A 26,010-nucleotide genomic window follows, 5' to 3' on the forward strand; every position below is an offset into this window, starting at 1 on the left:
TCAGCGCACCAGACCGCGCTTGGCGCCGGCGATGAAATCCAGCATCAGCTGCACATCGGCCTGGGCATCCTGGGCCTGCTCGTCCCGCAGTGCGGTGATCTGCTCGACCGCTTGCTCCAGCGTCAGGCCGCTACGGAAGATCAGCTTGTGCAGCTGGCGGATCACGGCGATGCGTTCATTGCTGAAGCCGCGGCGGCGCAGGCCGGTCAGATTGACGGCGCGCACGGCCAAAGGATTGCCATCGACCGTCATGAAGGGCGCAACATCCTGGGACACATGGCCCTGGAAGCCGATCATGGCGTGCGCGCCGATCTTGACGAACTGGTGCACGCCGGTCAGGCCGCCAATCACCGCCCAGTCACCGACATGGACATGGCCCGCCAGCGTGGCGTTGTTGGCCAGCACGCAGTGGTTGCCCAGCTGCACATCGTGGGCCAGGTGCACATAGGCCATGATCCAGTTGTCGGAGCCGACCCGGGTGACGCCCTCTTCCTTGAAGGTGCCGGTGTTGAGCGTGCAGAACTCGCGCACCGTGTTGCGGTCCCCGATCACCAGCTCGGTCACCTCGCCGCCATGGCTCATGTCCTGCGGCATCGCGCCGATGGAGCTGAACTGGTAGAACTGGTTGTCGGCGCCGATGGTGGTGCGCCCCTCGATCACGCAGTGCGGGCCGATGCGGGTGCCCGCGCCGATCTTCACCTGCGGGCCGATCAGCGTGTAGGCACCGACCGTGACCGAGCTGTCCAGCTCGGCTGCGGGGTCGATGATGGCCGTCGGGTGAATCCTGCTCGTCATGGCGCGTCAGGCCTCAAGCGTCGATGCGGCGCATGGTGCAGATCAGCTGCGCCTCGCAGGCCAGCTCCTCGCCCACCATCACCTTGCCGCTGAACTTGTAGATGCCGGCCTTGGCGCGGTCCAGGGTCACGTCCAGCAGCAGTTGGTCACCGGGCTCGACGGGGCGCTTGAAGCGCGCGTTGTCGATGCCAGCGAAATACACCACCGTGTTCTCATCCAGCACCGTGCCATTGCTGTCCAGGGCCAGCAAGGTGGCGGCCTGAGCCATGGCTTCCAGCATCAGCACGCCGGGCATGACCGGGCGATGCGGGAAATGGCCGACGAAATACGGCTCGTTGATGCTGACGTTCTTGATCGCCTGGATGCGCTTGCCCTTCTCGATCTCGACCACACGGTCCACCAGCAGCAGCGGGTAACGGTGCGGGAGCCTCTTGAGGATTTGGTGGATGTCCATCATGTTGAATTCTTCTTCTCGAGTGCGCGGATGCGTTCGCGCGAGGCGGCGCTCGACCTAGGTCAAGCGCCTCTTTTCTCTAGCGCCCTGAGGCGCTCTCGCAAAGTATGCAGCTGACGCAAGGTCGCCGCATTCTTTTCCCAGCTGGCATTGTCGTCGAAGGGGAAGACGCCGCTGTATTGGCCGGGCTGCTTGATGCTTCGACTGACCACGGTGGCAGCCGACACATGCACATGGTCGACCAAGCTCAGATGCCCCAGCACGATGGCACCGCCACCGACCGTGCAATGCGCACCGATGCGCGCGCTGCCCGCCACACCGGCGCAACCAGCCATGGCCGTGTGGGCACCGACATGAACGTTGTGGCCGATCTGGATCAAGTTGTCGAGCTTGACGCCGTCTTCGAGCACGGTGTCCTCGAGCGCACCACGGTCGATGCAGGTGTTGGCGCCGATCTCCACATCGTTGCCGATGCGCACGGCGCCGAGCTGTTCAATCTTTTCCCACTGACCCTGATTCGGCGCGAAGCCGAAGCCATCGGCACCGATGACCACCCCGGCGTGCACGATGCAGCGCTCGCCGATCTGGCAATCGAAGCCCAGGGTCACGCGGGCGGACAGACGACTGCCGGCACCGATGCGAGCATTGCGCTCGACCACACAGTGCGGACCGATCTGCGCGCCATCGCCGATGTTCACGCCAGCCTCGATCACCGCCAGGGCGCCGATGCTGACATCCGCGCCGATCACCGCGCTGGGGTCAATCACAGCGCTGGGATGGATGCCGGCCACCGGGCGCGGACGCACCCGCGCCGCCCACCACTGGGTGAGCCGCGCGAAGTACAGGTAAGGATCAGGCGTGACGATGGCCGCGCCGCGGGCCGCGGCCGCTTCGGCAAAGGCCGGCGCCACGATCACGCAAGCGGCGGTACTGCCAGCCAGCTGCGCCTGGTAGCGCGGGTTGGACAGAAAGCTCAGGGTGCCAGCATCGGCGCCCTCAAGCGGTCCGATGCGCGTGATCTGCGTTTCGGACGCACCATGAAGATCGCCGCCCAAGGCGGCGATCACATCAGCCAGTGAGACTGCGCCCACCGATTACTTCTGGGCGTTGAGCGCGTCGATCACCTTCTTGGTGATGTCCACGCGGGCACTGAAGTGGATGGCGTCTTGCAAGATCAGGTCGTACTTTTCAGCATCGAAGATCTGCTTGATGACCTTGTTGGCGCGGTCGACGACGGCTTGCAGCTCTTCGTTCTTGCGCTGGGTCAGGTCTTCCTGCCACTCGCGGCGCTTGCGCTGCAGGTCGCGGTCCAGTTCCATCAGGTCGCGCTGGCGGCGGTTACGTTCGGCTTCCGACAGGGTCGGCGCGTCTTTTTCCAGCTTCTCGGCCGAGCTGCGCAGCTTGGTCTCGATGTCCTTCAGCTCTTTTTCGCGCTTGCCGAATTCGATCTCGAGCTTCTGGGTCGCAGCCTTGCCGACATTGGCCTCACGCAGCACGCGATCGCTGTTGACGTAGCCAATCTTCAATTCCTGCGCCTGCACGCCCAGCGTCGACACAGACATCATGGCAGCCACAGCCACCGCCTTAAAAAGCTTGCTCTTCATCAGAATGCAGTCCCGATCTGGAATTGGAATTTCTCGATTCTATCCGTTGGATGTTTACGCAAAGGCACGCCATAGCTCAGGCGCAGCGGGCCCATCGGAGACACCCAGCTCAAACCGAAACCTGCCGAGGCACGCAACATGGAGGTGCCGTTCTTGAGGGTATCGAGATTGATCTTTTCATGCTCGGCCCAGACGTTGCCGGCGTCAACGAAGCCAAACAGACGGAAGGTCTTGTCATTGCCGCTGCCCGGCACAGGCAGGTACAACTCGGCATTGAAGTTGATGCGACGATTGCCACCCGAGTAGGAGCCGGTCACATCCACCGGACCGAGCGAGCCGGCCTCGAACACCCGCACCGAACCCAGGCCACCGGCGTAGAAGTTCTTGAAGATCGGGTACGGCTTGCCGCCGATACCGGCGCCCCAACCCAGCTCGCTGTTCAAGCCCAAGGTGATCTTGTTGGTGATGGGGATGTAGTGCTGGTACTGCAGGTTGGCGCGCACATAGCGGGCATCGCCGGCCGGGCTCATTTCCAGGTTGATGCGCTGGTACTTGCCGACCATGGGCGAGATGATGCTGTCACGGCTGTCACGCTGCCAGCCGATGGTCAGCGGCAAGGACAGGCTGTTGTTGCCGAAGGCGCGCCCGTAGAGCAAGTAACTCAGGGGCAGGCCCTGGTTGGTGGTCAGCTTGGTGCGCTCGTAGCCGGCACCGAAGAACACGGTGTCCTGCTCGGAGAAAGGCACGCCGAAACGGATCGAGCCGCCGTGCGTGACCAGCTCGAACTGCTCACCCAGGGTGTTGATCGGCTTCTGCGTGCGGTAGAACACATCGAGCGCGCGCGAGACGCCATCGACGGTGAAGTACGGGTCCACGGTCGACACCACCAGGGCTCGGCCGACCGAGGAGGTGTTGACTTCCACGCCCAGGTAATTGCCCGAGCCGAAGACGTTCTCCTGCTTGATGGCACCGCTGAAGGACAGCTTTTGCTGGCTGGAATAGCCGGCACCAACCTGGATGTTGCCGGTCGGGCGCTCTTCCACGGTCAGGATCACATCGACCTGGTCCTGTGCGCCCGCCACCTCATTGGTGTCGATGGTCACTTCCTTGAAGTAACCGAGGCGCTCCACGCGGTCGCGCGAAGCCTTGATGCGGCGACCGTCGTACCAGGCCGATTCGAACTGACGGAACTCGCGGCGGATCACTTCATCGCGGGTGCGGTTGTTGCCGGCGATCAGCACGCGGCGCACATAGACGCGGCGAGCCGGCTCGGCCACAAAGGTCACGACCACCTGGCCAGTGGCCCGATCGATCTCGGGGCGGCTGTCGACGCGAGCAAAGGCGTAGCCGAAGCTGCCGTACAAATCGGTGAACGCACGCGTGGTCTGGGCCACGGCCTCGCCCTGGTAGGGCTGACCGGGGCGCAGCAGCACCAAACGGCGGAAATCGTCTTCACGGCCCAGGAACTCGCCTTCCAGCTTGACGCCGGTGACGGTGTAGGGCTGGCCTTCATTGACCGTGATGGCGATGCTGATGCTCTGCTTGTCCGGCGAGATGGTCACCTGGGTCGAGGTGACGGCAAACTCCAGATAGCCGCGGTTCATGTAGTAGGAGCGCAGGGTCTCCAGGTCGGCATTGAGCTTGGTGCGCGAGTAGCGGTCGGTCTTGGTGTACCAGGTCAGCCAGCCGCTGCTGGTCTGCTCCAGCAGGCCCAGCAAGGTGCCCTCAGAGAAGACCTTGCTGCCCAGGATGCGCACTTCGGCAATCTTGGCCGGCTCGCCTTCGGTCACGTTGAAGCTCACGTTGACGCGGTTGCGCTCCAGCGGCGTGATGGTGGTGGTGACTTCGGCACCGTAGAGGCTGCGCGTCAGGTACTGGCGCTTGAGTTCCTGCTCGGCGCGGTCGGCCAAAGCGCGGTCGAAGGGCTTGCCTTCGCCGATGCCCACATCCTTCAGCGACTTGCTCAGCGCCTCGGTGTCGAACTCCTTGAGGCCCACAAAGCTCACATTGGCAATGATGGGGCGCTCTTCGATGGTGATGACCACATCGTTGCCATCGATGTTGATGCGCACGTCCTTGAACAGGCCGGTGGCAAACAGGGCGCGCAAGGCGGCGGCGCCCTTGTCGTCGTTGTAGCTGTCGCCGACACGGAAGGGCAGGGACGCAAAGACGGTACCGGGGTCGGTACGCTTCAGACCCTCAACACGGATGTCCTTGAGAACAAAGGGATCCACCGCCCAGGCGGCGCCTGACTGCAGTGTGGCCGCAATGGCCAAGGTCAGGATGGAGGGGCGCAGGGGCGCTCCCGTTCTAAAGAATGAGGACATGCAAGTAGAGTCAATGCAGGCCCGTCAAGCGGGCCACGTCGTTGGAAAGGGCCAAAGCCATCATCAGCATCAGGATCAGCGCGCCCGCGCGCTGCAGTTGCGTTTGCCACCACTCCGAGACGGGGCGGCCGCTCAAACCCTCGAAAAGATAATACATCAGGTGTCCACCATCGAGCATCGGCAGCGGCAGCAGGTTCAGCACACCCAAACTGACGCTGACCAAGGCCAGAAAGCCCAGGTACTGCGGCAGACCCGACCGCGCTGACTGACCCGCGTAGTCCGCAATCGTCAGCGGGCCACTGAGGTTCTTCAGCGAAGCCTCTCCGACCAGCATACGGCCGAACATCTTGACGGTCATGGCCGAAACATCCCAGGTGCGTTCGACGCCCCGAAGCAGGCCATCCCACAGGCCGTAACGCACCAGCACCATGGCAGGCGCTGCGCCCACCATCGCTTCGATGCGGCCGATCTTGCGGCCGGCATCGACCATCACCTTGGGCCGCACCTCCAGCTCAACCATCTGGCCGTGACGCTCCACCTGCCACTGCATGCTGCGCGCCGGCTCACTTTGGCCCGCTTGACGGATCAGCTCGCGCAGGCTGGCGGCATCGGCCACTGCAACGCCATCGACACGGCGCACCAGATCGCCCTCCTTGAGCCCAGCCGCCTCGCCCGCGCCACCAGGCGTCAGGCGACCCAGCACCGGCTCGCTGAAGGCCGGGCCCAGGCCCAGCTTGCTGACCACCTGGGCATCGATCTCATGGGCACCCAGGCTGTCGGTGTCCAGCGCCACGCTGCGGCGGCCATGACCCTGGGCATCGCTGATCTCCAGATGCAGTTTGCGGCCCTGCTCCACGGCCTGGGTCAGCTGCCAGCGCAGCTCGGCCAGGGACTGCAGCTCGCGCCATTGCTGGCCATCGGCGGACACGGCCTGCACCCAGTCACCGGCGCGCAAGCCCGCGCGTTCGGCCATGGATCCCGTCAGCGGCGCGCCCAGAATGGGCTTGGGCTCCTCTTGACCGACCCAGTTGACGCCGGCGAACAGCAAGGCCGCCAGCAGCAGATTGGCCAGCGGGCCAGCCGCCACCACGGCCACGCGCTGGCGCAGCGGCCGGTTGTTGAAGGCCTGCTCGCGCAGACCGGCCGGCACCGGACCTTCCCGCTCATCAAGCATGCGCACATAGCCGCCGAGCGGCAAGGCGCAGAGGGTGAACTCGGTCGAATCGGGCGTGCGCTGATGGCGCCAGAGCACGCGGCCAAATCCCACCGAAAAGCGCAAGACCTTGACGCCACAGGCGCGGGCCACGCGGTAATGCCCGTACTCATGCACGACCACCAGCACCGCCAGGGTCAGGATGAAGGCCAGCACCGTGCTCACGCGCCGAGCTCCGCAATCAGGGCCAGGGCCTGGCGGCGCGCACGCTGATCCAGGCCCAGCAAGCCTTCCACGCTGCTGCACTCACCGGCCTGCGGCAGGGTCTGCTCCAGACTCTGGGCATTGACGCGGTGGATGTGATCGAAGCGCAGGCGGCCGTCGAGGAAGGCTGCGACGGCCTCTTCGTTGGCGGCATTGAGTACGGCGGTCGAACCCTCGGCCGCGCGCAGCGCTTGCCAGGAGAGATACAGACCGGGGAAGCGGCGCTCGTCCGCCTCTTCAAAGCTCAGCGCGGGCTGGGTCAGCAGATCGAGCCGGCTGGCGCCGGCCTCGATGCGCTCGGGGAAGGACAGGCCGTAGGCGATGGGGACGCGCATATCGGGCGTGCCCAGCTGGGCCAGCACCGAGTTGTCGCGGCACACCACCATCGAATGGATGATGCTCTGCGGATGGATCAGCACCTTGATCTGCTCGGGCTTGAGCGAGAACAGCCAGCGCGCTTCGATCACCTCAAGTGCCTTGTTCATCATGGTGGCCGAATCGACCGAGATCTTGCGACCCATCACCCAGTTCGGGTGGGCCACAGCCTGGGCCGGCGTCACCTCGTGCAGGGTGGCCGGGTCGCGCTGGCGGAAGGGGCCGCCGGAGGCGGTGAGCACGATGTGATCGATGCGCTGCGCCCAGGTGCTGCGATCCTCGGGCAGGCATTGGAAGATGGCGGAATGCTCGCTATCGATGGGCAGCAAGGTGGCACCGCCTTGCTCCACCGCCTGCATGAACAAGGCGCCACCGACGACGATGGCCTCCTTGTTGGCCAGCAGCAGGCGCTTGCCCGCTTTTGCTGCCGCCAGGCAGGGCGCCAGGCCGGCCGCGCCGACGATGGCGGCCATGACCATGTCCACCTCGGGATGGGCCGCCACGGCGGACAAGCTGTCCACGCCGTCCAGCACCTCGGTGCGGCTGCCCTGCTCGCGCAATTGGCTGCGCAGCTGCGCGGCCAGGCTCGCATCGGGCAAGACGGCAAAACGCGGCTGCCACTGCAGGCACTGGGCCAGCAAGGCATCCACCCGGCTCATGGCGCTCAGCGCGAAGACTTCGTAACGCTCGGGATGGCGACCCAGCACATCCAGGGTGTTGACGCCGATGGAACCGGTGGAGCCGAGCACGCAGATGCGCTGCGGACGGGTATGAAGACTCATGGCAGGGAGGAACTCAGGGAACTCAGCGCCAGGGCCAGCGGGAAGACCGGCAGCAAGGCATCGACGCGATCGAGCACACCGCCATGGCCCGGCAGCAACTGGCTGCTGTCCTTGGCGCCGACCGCACGTTTGATCAGGGATTCGAACAGGTCACCGACCACGCTCATGCTGGCCAGGAAAACCAGAGCCAGCAGGCCGATGGCCAGGCCCTGCCCTTGCAGCAGGCGCTGGTAGAGGCTGGCGGAATCGACCGCGAACTGGCGGTCGATGACAAAGGTCCAGAACAGACCCAGGGCGAGCACGCCGGCCATGCCGGTCCAGACGCCCTCCCAGCTTTTGCCGGGGCTGATGGTCACGGCCAGCTTGCGCCGGCCGAAGGTCCGACCACCGAAGTAGGCGGCGATGTCGGCCATCCAGACCAGGCAAAAGATGGAGAGCAGGAAGTTGATGCCGGTGGCCTTGGCCTCCAGCATGGCGCCCCAGGCCGCCCACAGCGCCAGGGCGCCGAGCAGCAGGCGCAGGGCCTTGGAGGCCTGCGGCCAGGCTGCCGGGCCGCCGCGCAAGGCATAGGCCCCGCCCAGCACCCAGATCAAGCCCGCCAGCCACCAGCACCAGGCCGGGCGCGGCGCCAGACCGAAGAACCAGAGCGTGCCCGCGCAGGCCGCGGCCAAGGCCGCACCGAAGGCCAGAGCCGGCAGGCCACCGCCAGCATTGAGCCTGCACCACTCCCAACCGGCCGCGCCGATCATCAGCAGGGTCAGCAAGGCGAAAGGCCAGGGCGAGGCGGCGAACAGAGCGGGCAACAAAACGGCCAGCAAGGCCAAGGCCGTGATGATGCGGGCTTTGAGCATGGGGTTCAAACGCCAGCCAGTGCCGGCGCCTCTTTGACGCCGCCAAAGCGGCGGTCGCGTTCACGGAAAGACTCGATGGCCGCGTCCAGCTGCGCCTCACCGAACTCGGGCCACAGGCAGTCGGAGAACACAAACTCGGTGTACGCGACCTGCCAGAGCAGGAAATTGCTGATGCGCACTTCACCGCCGGTGCGGATGAAGAGGTCGGGGTCGGGCGCGTAGTTCATGGCCATGAACTCGGACAGGCGCGCTTCGGTCAGCTCGGCCGGCGGCACGCCCGCCTGCATCGCTGCCTTGCAGGCCTGCACCACATCCCAGCGGCCGCCGTAGTTGAAGGCCACGGACAGGGTCAGCTTGCTGTTGTGCGCCGTGCTGCTCTCGGCCTCGTTCCAGGCATTGCGCAGCTTGTCAGACACTGCCTCGCGGTCACCGACGATGCGGATGCGCACCCCCATGGCCCCCATGCGCGCCAGGTAGCGCGACACGGCTGCCAGCACCAGACCCATCAGGCCCGAGACTTCATCGCTGGGGCGCTTCCAGTTCTCCGAGGAGAAGGCAAACACCGTCAGGTACTCGATCTCGCGATCGATGCAGGCCTGCACGATCTTGACCAGGGCATCGACGCCCTGCTTGTGGCCGAAGAAGCGCGGCAGAAAGCGCTTCTTCGCCCAGCGGCCGTTGCCATCCATCACGATGGCCACATGGCGGGGCACCGCCTTCTTCTCGGTCGTCACTGTCGCGAACTCGCTCAGACCGCCAGGATTTCGGCTTCTTTGGCCGCGACCAGCTTGTCGATCTCGGCAATGGTGCGATCGGTCAGCTTCTGCACATCGTCCAGGCTGCGGCGCTCGTCGTCTTCGCTGATCAGCTTGTCCTTGGTCAGCTTCTTGGCTTGCTCATTGGCATCGCGGCGCAGATTGCGCACGGCGATCTTGGCATCTTCGCCTTCGTTGCGCACGACCTTGGTCAGGTCGCGGCGGCGCTCTTCGTTGAGCGGCGGCATCGGCACGCGGATCAGCTCGCCTTGCGAGGCCGGGTTCAGGCCCAGATCGGACTCACGAATCGCCTTCTCGATCTTGGCGCCCATGCCTTTTTCCCAGGGCTGCACGCTGATGGTGCGGGCATCGAGCAAGGTCACATTGGCCACCTGGGTGACGGGCACCATGGAGCCGTAGTAGTCGACACTGACCTGATCGAGGATGCCGGGGTGGGCGCGGCCGGTGCGGATCTTGTGCAACTCGTTCTTCAGCGCCTCGACCGACTTGGCCATCTTGGCTTCAGCGTTCTGCTTGATGTCTGCAATGCTCATGATTCTTGACCTTGAAAACCTTTGTTTCTCAAACGTGCACCAGCGTGCCTTCGTCTTCGCCCATCACCACGCGCTTGAGCGCGCCGGCCTTGAGGATGCTGAACACGCGGATCGGCAGCTTCTGGTCGCGGCACAGCGCGAAAGCGGTGGCGTCCAGCACCTGCAGATTCTTGGTGATGGCCTCGTCAAAGCTGATGCGCGAGTAGCGGGTCGCACTCGGGTCCTTCTTGGGATCGGCGGTGTAGACACCATCGACCTTGGTGGCCTTGAGCACGATCTCAGCGCCAATCTCGGCACCACGCAGCGCGGCGGCCGTGTCGGTGGTGAAGAAGGGGTTGCCCGTGCCGGCCGCGAACACCACGACCTTGCCTTCTTCCAGATACTGCAGGGCCTTGGGGCGCACATAAGGCTCCACCACCTGCTCGATGCCGATGGCCGACATCACGCGAGCGACGATGCCTTCCTGGCGCATGGTGTCGGCCAGGGCCAGGGAGTTCATCACCGTGGCCAGCATGCCCATGTAATCGGCCGTGGCGCGGTCCATGCCGACCGAGCCGCCCGCGACACCGCGGAAGATATTGCCGCCACCGATGACCACCGCCACCTCCACGCCGAGCTCGGTGACCTCGCGGATCTCCTGCACCATGCGCACGATGGTCGCGCGGTTGATGCCGAAAGCGTCGTCGCCCATCAGGGCTTCACCGGAAAGTTTGAGCAGGATGCGTTTGAGCGCGGGCATGAGGACCTCTTGATGGCTGCTGTTGCTGAATGGGATGTCGGGCTTGTGCCGCGTCTGCAGACCGCCGGGTAGGCAGCCATGCAGCCCAAGAATGGGGCCGCCGACTTCAACGGGCACAAGTGTAAAGGGCGCCAGAGGCGCCCTTTGTTTGCTTCAGGGCTTACTGGCCCTTGGCGGCGGCCACTTGCGCGGCCACTTCGGCGGCGAAGTCGTCCACCTTCTTCTCGATGCCTTCGCCCACCACGTACAGGGTGAAGCTCTTCACCGTGGTGGCCTTGTCCTTCAGCATGGCGGCGACGGTTTGCTTGCCGTCGGCGGCCTTCACAAAGACTTGGTCCAGCAGCGAGACTTCCTTCAGGAACTTCTGCACGGCGCCGTCCACCATCTTGGCGACGATGTCAGCAGGCTTGCCGGACTCGGCGGCCTTCTCGGCAGCGATCTTGCGCTCCTTCTCGACCAGCTCAGCCGACACTTCGGCAGCCGACAGTGCAGCCGGCTTCATGGCGGCCACGTGCATGGCGACGTCCTTGGCGGCCACTTCGTCGCCGTCGAACTCGACCATCACGCCGATGCGGGTGCCGTGCAGGTAGGAAGCCAGCTTGGTGCCCGATGCATAGCGCTGGAAGCGGCGGATCGACATGTTCTCGCCGATCTTGCCGATCAGACCCTTGCGCACGTCTTCCACGGTCGGGCCGAAGCCTTCTTGCGACAGCGGCAGCGCCGACAGGGCGGCCACATCGGCCGGGCCTTCGGTGGCGATCAGGCCAGCGACGGCATTCACGAAAGCCAGGAAGGCATCGTTCTTCGACACGAAGTCGGTTTCGCAGTTCACTTCCAGCAGGGCGCCCACGCCGCCGACCACGGCCGAGGCGACCACGCCTTCAGCGGTCACGCGCGAAGCGGCCTTGCCCGCCTTGTTGCCCAGCTTGACGCGCAGGATTTCTTCGGCACGACCCAGATCGCCTTCGGCTTCGGTCAGCGCCTTCTTGCATTCCATCATCGGGGCATCGGTGCGGGCGCGCAGCTCAGCGACCATGCTTGCGGTAATTGCAGCCATTTGTTTCTCCGTTACTCAATGAACCTGCCCGGTTTCACGCGGGCAGACACTTCAACCAATTTGCTTTGAAAAAAAGGGGCTGAACACAGCCCCTTGATTCGGCGTCAGCCTGGCCGCTTGAAACTCAAGCGCCTTCGGCGACTTCCACGAACTCGTCGCCAGCCGGGGCAGCGGCTTGCACGACTTCGTTGCCGGCGTTGGCACGGCCTTCGATCACGGCGTCAGCGACGGCGCGAGCGTACAGGGCCACAGCCTTGGCGGAGTCGTCGTTGCCCGGGATGACGTAGTCGATGCCTTCGGGCGAGTGGTTGGTGTCAACCACGCCGATCACGGGGATGCCCAGCTTCTTGGCTTCGGCCACGGCGATCTTGTGGAAGCCCACGTCGATCACGAAGATGGCGTCGGGCAGACCGTTCATGTCCTGGATGCCGCCGATGTTCTTTTCCAGCTTGGCCAGATCGCGTTGGAACAGCAGGGCTTCCTTCTTGATGGCGGGCTGGGTGCCGGCTTCGACCTGGGCTTGCATGTCCTTCAGATTCTTCAGCGAGGCCTTGACCGTCTTGAAGTTGGTCATCATGCCGCCCAACCAGCGTTGGTCAACGTAAGGCACGCCGGCGCGCTGGGCTTCCAGGGCCACCACTTCACGGGCTTGGCGCTTGGTGCCAATCATCATGATGGTGCCGCGCTTGGCCGACAGCTGGCGGATGAACTTCAGAGCCTCTTCGAACGCAGGCAGCGTCTTTTCGAGGTTGATGATGTGAATCTTGTTGCGGTGGCCGTAGATATACGGGGCCATCTTGGGGTGCCAGAAGCGGGTTTGGTGACCAAAGTGGACGCCGGCTTCCAGCATTTCGCGCATCGTAACGGACATGTTTTTAACTCCGAAGGTTGTGTCTAAAATCCGGCCCGAATTGCTCTGCTTCGTGACCTCTGCCCCATATCCAAACGGGGCCTGGCCTCTTGCAACAACTTGCAGCAGCAACACCTCTCAGTGGCCGGTTTGCGATTGATTCACCAGCACAAACCCCGGGCAAAAATTGCCTAGGGCGTCCGGCAAAACCCAAAGAGTATACACGACCTATGCCCAACGACCTGAGCAGTGCCTTGGCTGCCCTGCATGAAGGCCGCCTTCACGCTCTGGATGCCCTGCAGTCCAGCCAGCACGCCGCCCATTCCGACGCCTGCCGTCACGCCTACATCGACGACTCCCTCGATCGCATGGCGCCCGCCGCGCAAGCCGCCGCCGAGGCCAGCGATGCCGCGGCCCGCGCCGGCGCCCCCCGCCCTCGGCTGGGCGGCCTGGCCATCGGCATCAAGGACTTGTTCGATGTGGCCGGCGCCACCAGCAGCGCCGGTTCGCGCCTGCTGCAGGGCCATCCGCCCGCAAGCAGCGACAGCCCCGCGGTGGCCCGCCTGCGCCAGGCCGGCGCCGCCCTGCTGGGCCGCAACACCATGAGCGAGTTCGCCTTCTCCGGTGTGGGTATCAACCCGCACCAAGGCACGCCCGCCAACCCCGTCACCCAAGCCCTCGATCGCCACGAGCGCATCCCCGGAGGCTCCACCTCCGGCGGCGCGGTTTCGGTGGCCACCGGCGCCGCCTGGGCCGCCCTGGGCTCGGACACCGGTGGCTCGATCCGCATCCCGGCCGCCCTGCAAGGCCTGGTCGGCTTCAAGAACACCGCCCGGCTGACGCCGACCGAAGGCTGCATCCCCCTGTCCACAACACTCGACACCGCCTGCGCCATCACCCGCTCGGTGCGCGACGCCGTGCTGCTGCATGAGGTGCTGGCCGCGCGCACCGTGCACCTGCAAGCACGGCCGCTGAACGCCTGCCGCTTTGCCGTGGTGAAGAACCATTTCCTCGACGGCATGGACGACGCGGTCAGCACCGCTTTCGAAGCGAGCCTGCGCCTGCTGCGCCAACAAGGCGCGCAGATCGAAGAGATCCAGCTGCCCGCCTTGCAGGACCTGCCCCAGCTGCAAGCCCAAGGTGGCTTTGCCGCGGCCGAAAGCTGGGCCTGGCACCGCCCCCTGATGAACGCCCACGGCGACAGCGCCTACGACCCCCGTGTCGCCACACGCATCCGCCGCGGCGAGGCCATCAGCGCCGCCGACTACATCGACCTGATCCACGCCCGCCGCCGCTGGATCGCGGCGATGGAATCGCAGCTGCAAGGCTTCGATGCCGTGCTCAGCCCCACCGTGCCGGTGGTCGCCCCCCTGCTGCAACCCTTGCTGCTGAGCGACGAGGCCTTCTTCACCACCAACGCCCTGCTGCTGCGCAACCCCTCGGTGGTCAATCTGCTCGATGGCTGTGCCCTGTCCCTGCCCTGCCATGCGGCGGGCCAGTTGCCGGTCGGCCTGATGGTGTGGGCACCAGCCCTGCAGGACGAGCAGGTCCTGAGCCTGAGCCTGCACATCGAGCAGGCCCTGCGCGCGCACACCTCCGGCGAGGAGCACTGAGATGCGCATCGCCATCATCGGCGCCGGCGTGGCCGGCGTCTGCAGTGCCTACGAGCTGGCCGCGGCCGGCCACCAGGTCACCGTCTTCGAGCGCCGCGGCAGCGTGGCCGCAGAAGGCAGCTTTGCCACCGGCGGCCATATCGCGCCGGCCCTGATGCTGCCCTGGCTGGCCCCCGCCTTCCCGCGCCCCGGCGCTGGCCCGCTGGGCTGGCAATGGCAGCGCTGGCGCCAACAGCGCAAGCCGGCCACGCAAGAGGCGCAAGACCGCCTGCTGCAACTCGCCCGCTTCAGCTTCGAGCGCCTGCAAGCACTGCGCCGCCATCTGCAGCTGGATCACGAGCGCGCCGAGGGCCAGCTCGTGCTGCTGCGCCAGGACAAGGATCAGAAGGCCATCCAGGCCGGCCTGGAACGCCTGCAGCGCCTGGAGCTGCCGCACCGCCTGCTCGATGCCGCGCAATGCCTGGCCCTGGAGCCCGGCCTCAACCCCGAGATCGCCCTGCATGGCGGCGTGCAACTGGGCGTGGGCGAGGTGGGCAACACGCGCCAGTTCTGCCACCTGCTGCGCAGCGAAGCGCAGCGCCTGGGTGCGCGCTTTCGCTTCCACACGACGGTGCGCAGCCTGGAAGCGGGCGCGCCCACCCGCCTGGTGCACGAATACACCCCGACCGACGAGCAACTGGGCAGCAGCCCGCGCCGCAACGAGCCCCAGGAGGCCGGCGACACCCAGCCCGCGCCGCTGGGCCCGCAGGAAGAGCGCTTCGACGCGGTGCTGGTCTGCGCCGGCACCGGTGCCGCGCCTCTGCTCAAGGCCCTGGGATTGAAGCCTCGCTGGCGCGAGCTGCACACCCTGTCGATCACCGCACCGCTGCGCGTGCTGGAGGCCCACCCGCATCTGGGCCCGGCGGCCGGCCTGCTGGACTGGCAGCGCCAGATCGGCATCGCCCGCATCGGTCAGCGTGTGCGCGTCTCCAGCCTGCCACGGCCGCATGCGCTTGAATTGAAGGCCAGCACCCTGGCGCCCTTGCACGAGACCCTGAACGACTGGTTCCCTGGCGCCATGCAGGCCGGCCAGGTGCAGAAGTGGCAAGGCAGCCATCTGGTTCTTGATGACGGCCTGCCGGTGCTGGGCGCCAGCGGCCAGCCCGGAATCTGGCTCAATCTGGGCCAGCAATCGCTCGCGCATTCAGGCTGGACCCTGGCCTGCGGTGCGGCGGCCGTGCTGGCGCATCAAATCAGTGGCAAAACAGCCAGTGAAGTGCAAGGCAGCGAGCTGCCCGATATCCGCGGGCTGGACATCACGCGCTCCGCCTGACAAGCTGGGGCCGTGCTGCTCGACCTCCAACACCCCACCCACACACTGCCCCTGCACAGCGCGGCACAAAGCCGCGCCATCGAGGCTGCAGCCCTGGCCCATTCGCCCTCGCCACCCTTGATGGAGCGAGCCGGTCTGGCTCTGGCGCGCCTGATCCTGGCCTTGCCACGGCGCGGCGCGGGGCCGGTGCTGTTCGCCTGCGGGCCCGGCAACAACGGCGGCGACGGCCTGGTGGCCGCGCGCCTGCTGCATCAGCACGGCCTGCCCGTTCAGGTTCAGCTGATGGACCCCAGCCGCGCCGGCAGCCAGCGGCCTGCCGATGCGCAAGCAGCCCTGAACGCCGCCCAAGCCGCCGGCGTGCCCATCCAGGCCGGCTGGCAGGCGCCGGAGCGCTGCAGCCTGGCCGTCGACGCCTTGCTGGGGCTGGGTCTGCAGCGCGCACCCGGCGGCGCGCTGGCCGAGGCGATCCGCGGCTTGAACGCACTGCCCGCTCGCGGGTCCGGCTGTGCCCTGCTGGCCGTGGACCTGCCCAGCGGACTGATGGCCGACACCGGCATGCCCGCCCCGGGTGACGGCAGCACCAGCCCTGCCACTGTTGTGCAAGCCCAGCATTGCCTGAGCCTGCTGACCCTGAAGCCCGGCCTGTTCACCGGCCAGGGCCGCGCTTTGTGCGGCCGGATCTGGTTTGACGATCTGGGCGTGGACCTCGGCGGCAGCGCCGCGCTGGCCCAGCTGATCGCGCGCGACAGCCTTCAGCCCTGGCTGCGCGGCCAGGGCGGCGATCGGCACCTGCAGCACAAGGGCAGCCAAGGGGATGTGCTCGTGATCGGCGGTGCACCGGGCATGCGCGGCGCCGCACGCCTGGCCGCCCGCGCCGCCTTGGCCGCGGGCGCCGGCCGGGTCTACGCCTGGCTGCTGGACTCAACGGTCGACGCCGAAGTGGACCCGCAGCGCCCCGAGCTGATGCGCTGGAATTCCCCGTTATCCGATGGCAAGGGAGGCACCTGGCATGGGCGCACCGTGGTCTGCGGTTGCGGGGGCGGCGAGGTCGTCGGCAGCGTTATCGCCGAGGTGCTGGGCCATGCCGAGCGCCTGGTGCTCGATGCCGATGGACTCAATGCCGTGGCCCGCGAGCCCCGACTGCGCGCCCTGCTCTCGGCTCGCATGGGTCTGGGCCTGGCGACGGTGCTGACACCCCACCCACTGGAGGCCGCGCGCCTGCTGGGCTGCACGGTGAACGAGGTCCAGGCAGACAGGCTCCAGAGCGCGCGCAAGCTGGCAGATCAGCTGCACTGCACGGTGCTGCTGAAAGGCTCCGGCAGCGTGATCGCATCACCGAGCCAGGACCACACACCCCTCTCACACCTCACGCCCCTCACACCGCAAATCGCCATCAACTCCAGCGGCAATGCGGCCCTCGCCACACCGGGCAGCGGCGATGTGCTGGCCGGATGGCTGGGCGGCCTGTGGGCGCAAACGCCCTCGCTGCAACCCGCAAGCGTGGCCGGCGCCGCCTGCCACTGGCATGGCCTGGCGGCTGAAACGCAAATCGGCGGCCCCTTGCGAGCCGCCGATCTGGTGGAGCGCATGCATGCGCTCCATGCGCAAGCGCAGGCCTGAGCCCGGGTCAGAACCCGCACTCAGGCCGCAACTCAGGCCGTAGCCTTAGCGTCGCTTGCCACCCGTCTTGGCGGACGCGGCCGCAGACTTGCCGGCCTTGGCCGATTTGCCTGACTTGCTGGCTTTGGTCGCCTGGTTCTTGCGCGCCACCTGACGCGCCAACTCCACGGGGTGCGGCGCTTGCGCCGCGGGGCTGCTGGCACCGCCGCTGCGGCTACGGCCCGCCGTGCCGCGACGTGCCGCCTTGGCCACGGCCTTGACCTCCCGGTCGCGGCTCAGCAATTGCTCCAACTCCTCCTCGGCAGTGACCGGCAAGGCCAGGGCCGCGGCGCGCGCACCCTGCCCAGCCTTGTCGCGAGCCGCGCGGGCCAGCAGCTTGGCCTCGCCGCTCTCCTGCACCAGACGGAAATCAATCTTGCGCGCATCGAGATCAACGCGGCCCACCTGCACCTGCACCTTGGCACCCGTCGCGTAACGAATGCCGGTGCGTTCGCCTCGCAGCTCCTGACGCACCTCGTCGAACTTGAAGTACTCGCCACCGAGTTCGGTGATGTGGATCAGGCCCTCGACGAACAAGGCGTCGAGCTGCACGAACAGGCCAAAGCTGGTGACCGCGCTGACGGTGCCGGCAAACTCCTCGCCCAGATGCTCGCGCATATAGCGGCACTTGAGCCAGGCTTCCACATCGCGCGAGGCCTCGTCGGCGCGGCGCTCGTTGGCGCTGCAATGCGCGCCCACCACCTCCCAGCGTTCCAGCTCGGTCGCGGCCTTGGCCGGATCGATGGGCGCCGCGCGACCCGGGCGCTTGGCGGGCATGGGCACATCCATCTTGCCGGCGTCGAGCTGGTACTTCTTGTCCGACAGGATGGCCTTGATGACGCGATGCACCAGCAAGTCGGGGTAGCGTCGGATCGGGCTGGTGAAGTGGGTGTAGGCCTGGTAGCTGAGGCCGAAGTGCCCGGCGTTCGCGGCCGTGTACTGCGCCTGCTGCATGGAGCGCAGCAGCATGGCGTGGATCTGGGTCGCATCGACCCGGTCCTTGGTGGCCGCGGCAATGGCCTGGTACTCGCTGGGCTTGGGGTTGTCGCCGATCGAAAGGCCCAGGCCCAGGGCGCGCAGATAGGCCTGCAGCGCGACACGCTTCTCCGGCGTGGGACCCTCGTGCACGCGGAACAGTGAGCCGTGCTTGGAATGCTCGATGAAATCGGCCGCGCAGACATTGGCGGCCAGCATGGCCTCTTCGATCAGCTTGTGCGCCTCATTGCGGGTGCGCGGGATGATTTTCTCGATGCGGCCGTTGTCGTCGCAGACGATCTGCGTTTCCACCGTGTCGAAATCGATGGCACCGCGGCGGTGGCGCTCGCCCAGCAAGGCGCGGTAGACCTCGTGCAGGTTCAGCAGATGCGGCACCAGATCGCGGCGCTTGGCAGCCTCGGGGCCATGGGTGTTGCCAAGAATCGCCGCCACCTCGTTGTAAGTGAAGCGCGCATGGGAGCGGATCACGGCCGGGTAGAACTGGTAGGCCGAGACTTCGCCACTTTCGTTGACCAGCATGTCGCAAACCATGGACAGGCGGTCTTCGTAGGGGTTCAAGGAGCACAGGCCGTTGGACAGCTTCTCCGGCAGCATGGGGATCACGCGGCGCGGGAAGTAGACCGAGGTGGCACGCTCGTAAGCGTCGCCATCGAGCGGGTCGCCGGGTTTCACGTAATGGCTGACGTCGGCAATGGCCACCAACAGACGCCAGCCGCTGAAGGCCGTCTTGCCTCGCCCCTGCTTGTGCGGCTCGCAGTAGACGGCATCGTCGAAATCGCGCGCGTCTTCGCCGTCGATGGTGACCAGGGCGACATCGCGCAGGTCGATGCGGCCTTTGAGATCGACGGCGCGCAGCTTCTCGGGCAGCTTGGCTGCCTGCGCCAGCGTGGCGGCGCTGAAGCGGTGCGGCACGTCGTACTTGCGGACGGCGATCTCGATCTCCATGCCGGGATCGTCAATCTCACCCAGCACTTCAACGACACGACCCACCGGCTGGGCATAAAGCGAAGGCGGCTCGATCAACTCGACCGCCACCACCTGACCCGCCACGGCATTGGCAATGCCGGCCTTGGGAATCAGGATGTCCTGCCCCATGCGCTTGTCCTCGGGCGCCACCAGCCAGATGCCGGACTCAAGCAGCAAACGGCCGATGATGGGCTTCTTCTTGCGCTCGAGGATCTCCAGCACCCGACCCTCGGGCCGGCCGCGCTTGTCATAACGCGTGATTCGCACGCGCAGGCGATCGCCGTGCATGACGGCATGCATTTCCTGCTGCGAAAGGTAGATGTCTTGCGTGCCGACATCGGGCAGCAAGAAACCGTGGCCATCGCGATGGCCTTGCAGCGTGCCCTCGACCTCGCTCAGCAATCCGGGGGTTTCGGCAGGCGCGGCTGCTTTCGCATTCGCGCTACTTGAGTTCTTAAAGTTTTTGATGATAGAATCCTTGCTTTCCTGAAACGACAGGGCTTACTCGATACCGATCGAAAGATACTTGGAATCGAGCTCAGCTTTGAACCTTGCCCAGGTGGCGGAATTGGTAGACGCACTAGTTTCAGGTACTAGCGGGTAACTCCGTGGAGGTTCGAGTCCTCTCCTGGGCACCAAATCCATCAAAGGCCGATATCGCAAGATATCGGCCTTTGTCATTCTCGCGCCCAGAAAGCAAAGTCCGGCGGACTTTGCGTGAGGACGAGAAGGCTTCGCTCCAAAGGAGCGAAGCGGGGTCGCGGCCATGTGACCGAGTCCTCTCCTGGGCACCAAATCCATCAAAGGCCGATATCGCAAGATATCGGCCTTTGTCATTCTCGCGCCCAGAAAGCAAAGTCCGGCGGACTTTGCGTGAGGACGAGAAGGCTTCGCTCCAAAGGAGCGAAGCGGGGTCGCGGCCATGTGACCGAGTCCTCTCCTGGGCACCAAATCCATGAAAAGCCGGTATCGAAAGATACCGGCTTTTTTCTTGCGCGCACCCAACTCGAGACCAGGTGCGACGCGCGCATCCGACAGTGCGGATGCAGCGAAAAAGAAGGTAGAGAAAAAAGAGAAAAGCCGGCCGACGCCGACCTGCATCAGGTCAGCGTCGCCGGCTTTTTGCATGGCCTGCAGCGTGGGCTCAGACAACAAATTTCTTGGCCAGCGCATCGGGGCGCATGTCGTCATACTCTTCGAAGGGCTGGTGGATCCAGGGGCTGGTTTCCAGCATTTCGACGTAGTAGTCGGGCGTGTAGCTGGACACACCCTTGGTCCAGATGACCGCGGAGCGCAGCTCGCTGATCGCCGGCATGCCGCGCAGGCGCTCGACCACCGCCTTCAGTGTCACGCCGGAATCCGCCAGGTCATCGACCAGCAGCACGCGGCCGGCCAACTCGCCCTTGGGCATGGTGATGTACTTGGCGATGTCCAGGCGGCCCTGGATGGTGCCGGCTTCGGCGCGGTAGGAGCTGGTGGACATGATGCCCAGCGGCTTGTCGAACACGCGGGACAGCACGTCGCCGGGGCGCATGCCACCACGGGCCAGGCACAGGATCTGATCGAACTCCCAGCCGGAAGCGTGGATCTTGAGCGCCAGGCGCTCGGTCAGCATGTGGTATTCGTCCCAGGACACGTACAGATGCTTGCCGTCGTCGGTCAACATGGATGGTTTCTCCTGTGGAGTGGGCGGGTGAGGCTCAAAAAACTAAGAAAGACTGGCCCGGCAGCGAGCGAGGCCAGAGCAGCGCGAGCGCGAGACTCAGGCCGTGTAGGGATGACGCAGCAGGATGGTGTGCTCGCGGTCCGGACCGGTCGACACCATATCAATCGGCGCGCCGATGACTTCCTTGATGCGTTGCAGGTAATTGCGCGCATTCAGCGGCAACGCGTCCCAGGAGGTGGCACCGAAGGTGGTCTCGGTCCAGCCCGGGAAGGTTTCGTAAATCGCTTCGCTGCCGACGATCTCATCGCCATCGAGCGGCAGGATGTCGAGCACGCGGCCGTCGGCCAGCTTGTAGCCCACGCACATCTTGATCTCGCTCAGGCCATCCAGCACGTCGAGCTTGGTGATGCACAGGCCCGTGATGCCGTTGATGATGACCGAACGCTTGAGCGCCGCGGCATCAAACCAACCACAGCGACGGGCGCGGCCGGTCACGGTGCCTTTTTCCTGGCCCACGGTGGACAGGTGGTAGCCGACGGTGCCTTCCTTTTCCCACTCGAGCTCGGTCGGGAACGGGCCCGAGCCGACGCGGGTGGTGTAGGCCTTGGTGATGCCCAGCATGTAGTGCAGCATCTGCGGGCCCACGCCGGCGCCCGCAGCGGCATTGCCAGCCACGCAGTTGCTGGAGGTGACATAGGGGTAGGTGCCGTGGTCGATGTCCAGCAGCGTGCCTTGCGCGCCCTCGAACAGGATGTTGGCGCCTGCCAGATGCGCCTTGTGGATCATGTAGCCCACATCGGCCATCATGGGCTTGATCACCTCAGCCATCTTCATGGCCTGATCAAAGATGGGCTGGAACTCCAGAGCCTTGGCATTCAGATAACCAGCCAGCGCAAAGTTGTGCAGCTCCAGCAGCTCGCGCAGCTTCTTGGCGAAGCGATCGGGGTGCTTCAGGTCCTGCACGCGCAGGGCGCGACGGGCGACCTTGTCTTCGTAGGCCGGGCCGATGCCCTTGCCGGTGGTGCCGATCTTGCCAGCGCCGCTGCTTTCACGCAGGGCTTCGCGAGCCTTGTCCACTTCCACATGGAAGGGCAGGATCAGCGGGCAGGACTCGCTGATGAACAGGCGCGAACGCACTTCCACGCCCGCCTTCTCCAGGCGCTCGATCTCACCGAGCAGATGGGTTGGATCGACCACCACGCCGTTGCCGATATAGCAGGCCACGCCGTCGCGCATGATGCCCGAGGGGATCAGCTGCAGCGCGGTCTTCACACCCTTGATGACCAAGGTGTGCCCAGCATTGTGGCCACCCTGGAAACGCACCACGCCCTGGGCATGGTCGGTCATCCAGTCGACAACCTTGCCCTTGCCTTCGTCACCCCATTGAGTGCCCACAACAACCACATTGCGGCCACGAGCGATTTCGCTATTCATCTTGATAACCCGATGATCAAAAGTAATTCCTGGCGACACGCGACTCAGAGCGCGCGCACCACCCACTGAGTGTCGATCTGGACCAGCTCGCGGTCGCAGTCGAATTCGTCGCCTTCGTGTTCATGCCCTGGCAGCACGCACACCACGGTTTCACCCGCCTCGCGCAGGCGACGCACCTCCGCCCGCAACTCGGCATCCTCGCCCCAGGGCGCCCGGACCGCCGCCCGCAAGGGGCTGGCCGGGCTCAGGGCCTCGAGCGTCTTCAGGTCCAGGCTGAAGCCCACCGCCGGGCGGCGACGGCCAAACACCGCCCCCACCTCGTCGTAACGACCGCCGCGCAGCACGGCATCGCTGAAACCCTCGGCGTAGAGCGCGAAGCGCACGCCGCTGTAATAGGCATAGCCCGTCAGATCCGCCAGGTCAAAGCCGATGCGGATGTCCGGATGGCTGTGCTGCAGGTGCTGAGCCAGCCATTGCAGATCGTCGAGCGCGGCCGTGATCAGCGGATGCGCAGGCAAGACCTCGCGCGCACGCGCCAGCACCTCGACACCCCCGAACAGCGACAGCAGGCTTTGCAAATGCGCTTGCACCGCCGCCGGCAAATCGGCCGACAAGGCGCGCAGCGAACCGGCATCCTTGCTGGCCATGGCAGCCACCAGGGCATCCAGCTGCGAGGCCGACAGCTGCAGATCACCCAGCACACCACGCACCAGACGGGCATCGCCCATGTCCAAGGCGGCGTGCTTGAGGCCTGCACGTTGCACCGCATCGAGGGCAAGCTCCTGCACTTCCAGATCGGCCTCAAGGCCGGCATGGCCGTAGATCTCGATACCGAACTGCAGCGGCTCGCGGGTCGCATGCAAGCCCGCCGGACGGGTGTGCAGCACCGGGCCGCAGTAGCACAGGCGGGTCACACCGGCGCGGTTCAGCAGGTGCGCGTCGATGCGAGCCACCTGGGGCGTGGTGTCCGCGCGCAGGCCGAGGCTTCGACCCGAGAGCTGATCCACCAGTTTGAAGGTTTGCAGGTCCAGCGCGTGGCCGGTTCCGGAGAGCAGCGAGTCCAGATGCTCCAGCAGCGGGGGCATCACCAGCTCGCAACCGTAGCTGCGCGCCATGTCCAGAAGCTCGCGGCGCAGCTCTTCGATGCGGCGCGCCTGGGACGGCAGAACGTCAGCGATATGCTCGGGCAGCAGCCAAGCAGAGGCCATGGGGATTCGGGAGGGGGTTAAAAACGCATTGTACCGGCGCTGCGGCCGGATTGCCCCTCGGGCATCCCCAATTCCCCGCTTTTCCCCGTTTTTCCGCGCTCAGCGGCGCAAATCAAACACGCTTCACTGCGAAATCCACAACAAAGCGAGCAGCCCCGCCAGCATGCTGAGCAAGCCGACAAAACGGATCTGCCCGTCGGTCATGGCCAGCATGCGGGCGAAGACCTGGCGCCAGGAGGCCGGGCTGAGCAGGGGCAACAAGCCTTCGATCACCAGCATCAAGGCCAGCGCCGTCAACCAGCTGTTGCCACTCATGCGCCCTGCCCTCCTCGCGTGTTGCCAGCGATGCCGCGTTTACTTGCGCGGACCGGAGGTCGCCGCACCACCGGCAGCGCCGGAGCCACGCATGGCCTTGAAGAAGTCGCTGCTCGGGTCCACCACCATCACATCCGACTTGTTACGGAAGGTGCTGCGGTAAGCCTCCAGCTGGCGGTAGAACTGCGCAAACTGCGGGTCACGACCGAAGGCTTCGGCGTACAGGGCCGAAGCCTTGGCATCGCCCTCACCCTTGATCTTCTGCGCATCGCGGTAGGCCTCGGCCACGATCACTTCGCGCTGACGGTCGGCATCGGCCTTGATCTTTTCAGCATCCGCCCCACCGGTGGAACGCAGCTCATTGGCCACGCGCAGGCGCTCGGACTTCATGCGGTTGTAGACCGAGTCGGTGATGTTGGCGGAGAAGTCGACGCGCTTGATGCGTACATCCACCACCTCGATACCGAACTGCTTGGCCTCGTCTTCCAGGCGCTTGCGCACATCGTTCATGACCTTCTCGCGCTCGGTCGAGAGCACGGCCAGCACGGTGCGCTTGGTCACTTCTTCGTTGAACGCCGCTTGCACGATGGGGCTCAGGCGGTTCTCGACGTTACGCATGTCGGAGCCGTTATTGCGGATGAACTGGCGCGGCTCGGCCACGCGCCACTTCACCAGCCAGTCGATCACCAGGCTCTTCTTTTCGGCCGTGAAGATGGGGCGCGACTCGGGGCTGTCCAGGGTCTGCACGCGGCGGTCCAGCAGCACGGCATTTTGCAGCGGCGGCGGCAGCTTGACCTTCAGACCGGGCTCGGTGATGACTTCCTTGATTTCACCCAGGGCGTAGACGACCGCGAACTGGCGCTGGTCGACGATGAAGAGCATGGAGCTGGCCAGCATGAAGGCGATCAGGGCGCCGACCGCGATGGAGGCAATACGGTTCATCTCTATCACTCCCTGAAATCAACGGCCGTCGCGGCTGCGCAGGCCGTCGCGCGAACGCATGTCGTTATTGCCCACGGTGGCCGGGGTCTCGCTGGACGGCACGGCCGCCGGCACTGTACTGGTGACACTGCCACCGGCCTGCTGGATCAGCTTGTCCAACGGCAGGTACAGCAGGTTGGAGCCATTGCGGCTGTCCACCATCACCTTGCTGACGTTGGAATAGACCTGCTGCATGGTGTCGGTGTAGAGGCGGTCGCGTGTGACCGCCGGTGCCTTCTGGTACTCGGCCAGCACACTCTTGAAGCGCTGCGCATCACCTTCGGCCTGCGCCACCACACGAGCCTTGTAACCCTCGGCCTCTTCGCGCAGGCGCGCCGAAGTGCCTTGGGCCTTGGGGATCACGTCGTTGGCGTAGGCCTGGCCTTCGTTCTTCAGGCGCTCGCGGTCGGCGCCGGCCTTGAAGGCATCGTCGAAGGCAGCCTGCACCTGCTCGGGCGCCTGCACGTTCTGCACGTTCACGGCCTTGATCAGGATGCCGGCCTTCAGACGATCCATCTGGGCCTGCACCGACTTGACCAGCTCGGCCGCGATGGCATCGCGCTGCTCGTACAGCACCGAGTCCATCTTGCTTTTGCCGACGATCTCGCGCACGGCCGATTCGGCCGCCAAGATCACCGCCTCATCGGGCTTGTTGTTCTCGAACAGGTAGTCGCGCGCATCCTTGAGGATGAACTGCACGGTGAAGCGGATGTCGACGATGTTCTCGTCCTGCGTCAGCATGGAGGAGTCACGCAGCCCCGTGGCCGCCACCACCGAGTTGCGGCCCACCTCGACCTGACGCAGCTGGGTCACGGCGACCACCTCGCTGGCCTGGAAGGGGAACGGCAGGCGCCACTGGAAGCCGGCATCGACCGTCTTGCTGTACTTGCCAAAGGAGGTGATCACTCCTTGCTGGCCTTCCTGCACGATGAAGAAGCCGCTGCCCAGCCAACCGACCAACACCACGCCGCCGATCAGCAAAGCGCCGACGCTGGCGCTCTTCATATCGGGCTGGTAGTTATTGCCGCCACCCGAGTCGCCGTTGTTGTTATTGCCGCCATTGCCGGCGGGCTTGCCACCGAACATGCCGGAGAGCTTGCGATTGAAATCACGCCAGAGCTCATCCAGATCCGGCGGGCCGTCATTGCGGCCGTTGTTCAGCAGACGTCCTGCCCGCCAGTTCTGGGGCCACAGGCCGCGCAGCAAAGCGGCAGCCGCGGCCGCCAGAGGCTTGATGCGGCCGGCAGCGGGGCTGCTCATCACGGGCCGCTCGGGGCTCACGCGCTCGTAGGTGTTCATG

At 65.6% G+C, this 26,010-nt stretch carries 23 protein-coding genes and 1 tRNA gene; 4 read left to right on the forward strand and 20 right to left on the reverse strand.

Going from position 1 to position 26,010, the window contains the following annotated elements; all coding sequences use genetic code 11:
• The 13 genes from lpxA to rpsB all read right to left on the reverse strand — a co-directional run bounded on the left by lpxA (position 1) and on the right by rpsB (position 12,581).
• Positions 1 to 795 (reverse strand): acyl-ACP--UDP-N-acetylglucosamine O-acyltransferase, encoded by a 795-nt coding sequence (gene lpxA / locus C1O66_RS08090; protein WP_102767408.1) that lies wholly within the window; start codon positions 793 to 795, stop codon positions 1 to 3.
• A 13-nt stretch (positions 796 to 808) separates the two neighbouring features.
• Entirely contained in the window at positions 809 to 1,252 is a 444-nt protein-coding gene (gene fabZ, locus C1O66_RS08095) for a 3-hydroxyacyl-ACP dehydratase FabZ (RefSeq protein ID WP_102767409.1), read from the reverse strand.
• Between the two features lie 59 nt (positions 1,253 to 1,311).
• Positions 1,312 to 2,340 (reverse strand): UDP-3-O-(3-hydroxymyristoyl)glucosamine N-acyltransferase, encoded by a 1,029-nt coding sequence (lpxD, locus tag C1O66_RS08100; RefSeq protein ID WP_102767410.1) that lies wholly within the window; start codon positions 2,338 to 2,340, stop codon positions 1,312 to 1,314.
• Positions 2,341 to 2,343: 3 nt separating this feature from the next.
• The gene (locus tag C1O66_RS08105) at positions 2,344 to 2,814 is read right to left on the reverse strand and encodes an OmpH/Skp family outer membrane protein (protein ID WP_243392740.1); all 471 of its coding nucleotides are present in this window, start codon (positions 2,812 to 2,814) and stop codon (positions 2,344 to 2,346) included.
• A 38-nt stretch (positions 2,815 to 2,852) separates the two neighbouring features.
• On the reverse strand, positions 2,853 to 5,180 hold the full coding sequence (gene bamA, locus C1O66_RS08110) for an outer membrane protein assembly factor BamA (RefSeq protein ID WP_102767412.1): 2,328 nt from the start codon (positions 5,178 to 5,180) through the stop codon (positions 2,853 to 2,855).
• Positions 5,181 to 5,190: 10 nt separating this feature from the next.
• Complete coding sequence (gene rseP / locus C1O66_RS08115) at positions 5,191 to 6,558, reverse strand: RIP metalloprotease RseP (protein ID WP_102767413.1); 1,368 nt, start codon at positions 6,556 to 6,558, stop codon at positions 5,191 to 5,193.
• Positions 6,555 to 7,754, reverse strand: coding sequence for a 1-deoxy-D-xylulose-5-phosphate reductoisomerase (locus C1O66_RS08120; RefSeq protein ID WP_102767414.1), 1,200 nt, complete (start codon positions 7,752 to 7,754; stop codon positions 6,555 to 6,557). Before C1O66_RS08120 ends, rseP begins: the two co-directional genes overlap by 4 nt.
• Complete coding sequence (locus C1O66_RS08125; RefSeq protein WP_102767415.1) at positions 7,751 to 8,605, reverse strand: phosphatidate cytidylyltransferase; 855 nt, start codon at positions 8,603 to 8,605, stop codon at positions 7,751 to 7,753. Before C1O66_RS08125 ends, C1O66_RS08120 begins: the two co-directional genes overlap by 4 nt.
• A gap of 5 nt (positions 8,606 to 8,610) precedes the next feature.
• The gene (gene uppS / locus C1O66_RS08130; protein ID WP_102767416.1) at positions 8,611 to 9,339 is read right to left on the reverse strand and encodes a polyprenyl diphosphate synthase; all 729 of its coding nucleotides are present in this window, start codon (positions 9,337 to 9,339) and stop codon (positions 8,611 to 8,613) included.
• A 14-nt stretch (positions 9,340 to 9,353) separates the two neighbouring features.
• Positions 9,354 to 9,914, reverse strand: a complete 561-nt coding sequence (gene frr / locus C1O66_RS08135; protein ID WP_102767417.1) for a ribosome recycling factor — start codon at positions 9,912 to 9,914, stop codon at positions 9,354 to 9,356.
• Between the two features lie 28 nt (positions 9,915 to 9,942).
• Complete coding sequence (gene pyrH / locus C1O66_RS08140; protein ID WP_102767418.1) at positions 9,943 to 10,653, reverse strand: UMP kinase; 711 nt, start codon at positions 10,651 to 10,653, stop codon at positions 9,943 to 9,945.
• A 160-nt stretch (positions 10,654 to 10,813) separates the two neighbouring features.
• The gene (gene tsf / locus C1O66_RS08145; RefSeq protein WP_102767419.1) at positions 10,814 to 11,710 is read right to left on the reverse strand and encodes a translation elongation factor Ts; all 897 of its coding nucleotides are present in this window, start codon (positions 11,708 to 11,710) and stop codon (positions 10,814 to 10,816) included.
• 124 nt (positions 11,711 to 11,834) lie between these two features.
• Positions 11,835 to 12,581, reverse strand: coding sequence for a 30S ribosomal protein S2 (gene rpsB / locus C1O66_RS08150; RefSeq protein ID WP_102767420.1), 747 nt, complete (start codon positions 12,579 to 12,581; stop codon positions 11,835 to 11,837).
• Positions 12,582 to 12,790: 209 nt separating this feature from the next.
• Between rpsB and C1O66_RS08155 the strand changes: the two genes are divergently transcribed.
• From C1O66_RS08155 to C1O66_RS08165, 3 genes are read left to right on the forward strand one after another with little or no spacing between them, the layout of a single operon-like run.
• Positions 12,791 to 14,173: an amidase gene (locus tag C1O66_RS08155; RefSeq protein ID WP_102767421.1), complete on the forward strand. Its 1,383-nt coding sequence runs from the start codon at positions 12,791 to 12,793 to the stop codon at positions 14,171 to 14,173.
• 1 nt (position 14,174) lies between these two features.
• The gene (locus tag C1O66_RS08160) at positions 14,175 to 15,485 is read left to right on the forward strand and encodes an FAD-dependent oxidoreductase (RefSeq protein ID WP_102767422.1); all 1,311 of its coding nucleotides are present in this window, start codon (positions 14,175 to 14,177) and stop codon (positions 15,483 to 15,485) included.
• 12 nt (positions 15,486 to 15,497) lie between these two features.
• Complete coding sequence (locus C1O66_RS08165; protein WP_243392741.1) at positions 15,498 to 17,105, forward strand: NAD(P)H-hydrate dehydratase; 1,608 nt, start codon at positions 15,498 to 15,500, stop codon at positions 17,103 to 17,105.
• A gap of 45 nt (positions 17,106 to 17,150) precedes the next feature.
• On the opposite strand, the gene rnr is transcribed toward C1O66_RS08165, so the two are convergent.
• On the reverse strand, positions 17,151 to 19,505 hold the full coding sequence (rnr, locus tag C1O66_RS08170; RefSeq protein WP_243392865.1) for a ribonuclease R: 2,355 nt from the start codon (positions 19,503 to 19,505) through the stop codon (positions 17,151 to 17,153).
• A 154-nt stretch (positions 19,506 to 19,659) separates the two neighbouring features.
• On the opposite strand from rnr, the gene C1O66_RS08175 reads away from it, so the two are divergent.
• Positions 19,660 to 19,744: transfer RNA gene (locus C1O66_RS08175), tRNA-Leu, on the forward strand.
• A gap of 506 nt (positions 19,745 to 20,250) precedes the next feature.
• On the opposite strand, the gene C1O66_RS08180 is transcribed toward C1O66_RS08175, so the two are convergent.
• The 6 genes from C1O66_RS08180 to hflK all read right to left on the reverse strand — a co-directional run bounded on the left by C1O66_RS08180 (position 20,251) and on the right by hflK (position 26,009).
• Positions 20,251 to 20,772, reverse strand: coding sequence for a phosphoribosyltransferase (locus C1O66_RS08180; RefSeq protein ID WP_102767424.1), 522 nt, complete (start codon positions 20,770 to 20,772; stop codon positions 20,251 to 20,253).
• 96 nt (positions 20,773 to 20,868) lie between these two features.
• Positions 20,869 to 22,206 carry an adenylosuccinate synthase gene (locus C1O66_RS08185; RefSeq protein ID WP_207795919.1) on the reverse strand — a complete coding sequence of 446 codons (1,338 nt, stop codon included), beginning with the start codon at positions 22,204 to 22,206 and terminating at the stop codon, positions 20,869 to 20,871.
• Between the two features lie 44 nt (positions 22,207 to 22,250).
• Entirely contained in the window at positions 22,251 to 23,414 is a 1,164-nt protein-coding gene (locus C1O66_RS08190; RefSeq protein ID WP_102767425.1) for an ATP phosphoribosyltransferase regulatory subunit, read from the reverse strand.
• A 123-nt stretch (positions 23,415 to 23,537) separates the two neighbouring features.
• On the reverse strand, positions 23,538 to 23,729 hold the full coding sequence (locus C1O66_RS08195; protein ID WP_102767426.1) for a DUF2065 domain-containing protein: 192 nt from the start codon (positions 23,727 to 23,729) through the stop codon (positions 23,538 to 23,540).
• Positions 23,730 to 23,768: 39 nt separating this feature from the next.
• Positions 23,769 to 24,671, reverse strand: coding sequence for a protease modulator HflC (gene hflC, locus C1O66_RS08200; RefSeq protein WP_102767427.1), 903 nt, complete (start codon positions 24,669 to 24,671; stop codon positions 23,769 to 23,771).
• A gap of 18 nt (positions 24,672 to 24,689) precedes the next feature.
• On the reverse strand, positions 24,690 to 26,009 hold the full coding sequence (gene hflK / locus C1O66_RS08205) for an FtsH protease activity modulator HflK (RefSeq protein WP_394341034.1): 1,320 nt from the start codon (positions 26,007 to 26,009) through the stop codon (positions 24,690 to 24,692).
• Position 26,010 lies beyond the last annotated feature (1 nt).

It is taken from the genome of Paucibacter aquatile, assembly GCF_002885975.1.
GTDB lineage: Bacteria > Pseudomonadota > Gammaproteobacteria > Burkholderiales > Burkholderiaceae_C > Paucibacter_A > Paucibacter_A aquatilis.

Excerpts from the sequence above, each read along its gene's own strand:
- bamA (WP_102767412.1), bottom strand. The coding sequence starts at position 5,180 with ATGTCCTCATTCTTTAGAACGGGAGCGCCCCTGCGCCCCTCCATCCTG.
- pyrH (WP_102767418.1), bottom strand. The coding sequence starts at position 10,653 with ATGCCCGCGCTCAAACGCATCCTGCTCAAACTTTCCGGTGAAGCCCTG.
- tsf (WP_102767419.1), bottom strand. The coding sequence starts at position 11,710 with ATGGCTGCAATTACCGCAAGCATGGTCGCTGAGCTGCGCGCCCGCACC.
- rpsB (WP_102767420.1), bottom strand. The coding sequence starts at position 12,581 with ATGTCCGTTACGATGCGCGAAATGCTGGAAGCCGGCGTCCACTTTGGT.
- C1O66_RS08105 (WP_243392740.1), bottom strand. The coding sequence starts at position 2,814 with ATGATGTCTGTGTCGACGCTGGGCGTGCAGGCGCAGGAATTGAAGATT.
- hflC (WP_102767427.1), bottom strand. The coding sequence starts at position 24,671 with ATGAACCGTATTGCCTCCATCGCGGTCGGCGCCCTGATCGCCTTCATG.
- fabZ (WP_102767409.1), bottom strand. The coding sequence starts at position 1,252 with ATGATGGACATCCACCAAATCCTCAAGAGGCTCCCGCACCGTTACCCG.
- C1O66_RS08185 (WP_207795919.1), bottom strand. The coding sequence starts at position 22,206 with ATGAATAGCGAAATCGCTCGTGGCCGCAATGTGGTTGTTGTGGGCACT.
- C1O66_RS08155 (WP_102767421.1), top strand. The coding sequence starts at position 12,791 with ATGCCCAACGACCTGAGCAGTGCCTTGGCTGCCCTGCATGAAGGCCGC.
- lpxA (WP_102767408.1), bottom strand. The coding sequence starts at position 795 with ATGACGAGCAGGATTCACCCGACGGCCATCATCGACCCCGCAGCCGAG.
- frr (WP_102767417.1), bottom strand. The coding sequence starts at position 9,914 with ATGAGCATTGCAGACATCAAGCAGAACGCTGAAGCCAAGATGGCCAAG.
- hflK (WP_394341034.1), bottom strand. The coding sequence starts at position 26,009 with ATGAACACCTACGAGCGCGTGAGCCCCGAGCGGCCCGTGATGAGCAGC.
- C1O66_RS08195 (WP_102767426.1), bottom strand. The coding sequence starts at position 23,729 with ATGAGTGGCAACAGCTGGTTGACGGCGCTGGCCTTGATGCTGGTGATC.
- C1O66_RS08120 (WP_102767414.1), bottom strand. The coding sequence starts at position 7,754 with ATGAGTCTTCATACCCGTCCGCAGCGCATCTGCGTGCTCGGCTCCACC.
- C1O66_RS08125 (WP_102767415.1), bottom strand. The coding sequence starts at position 8,605 with ATGCTCAAAGCCCGCATCATCACGGCCTTGGCCTTGCTGGCCGTTTTG.
- C1O66_RS08160 (WP_102767422.1), top strand. The coding sequence starts at position 14,175 with ATGCGCATCGCCATCATCGGCGCCGGCGTGGCCGGCGTCTGCAGTGCC.
- C1O66_RS08180 (WP_102767424.1), bottom strand. The coding sequence starts at position 20,772 with ATGTTGACCGACGACGGCAAGCATCTGTACGTGTCCTGGGACGAATAC.
- C1O66_RS08190 (WP_102767425.1), bottom strand. The coding sequence starts at position 23,414 with ATGGCCTCTGCTTGGCTGCTGCCCGAGCATATCGCTGACGTTCTGCCG.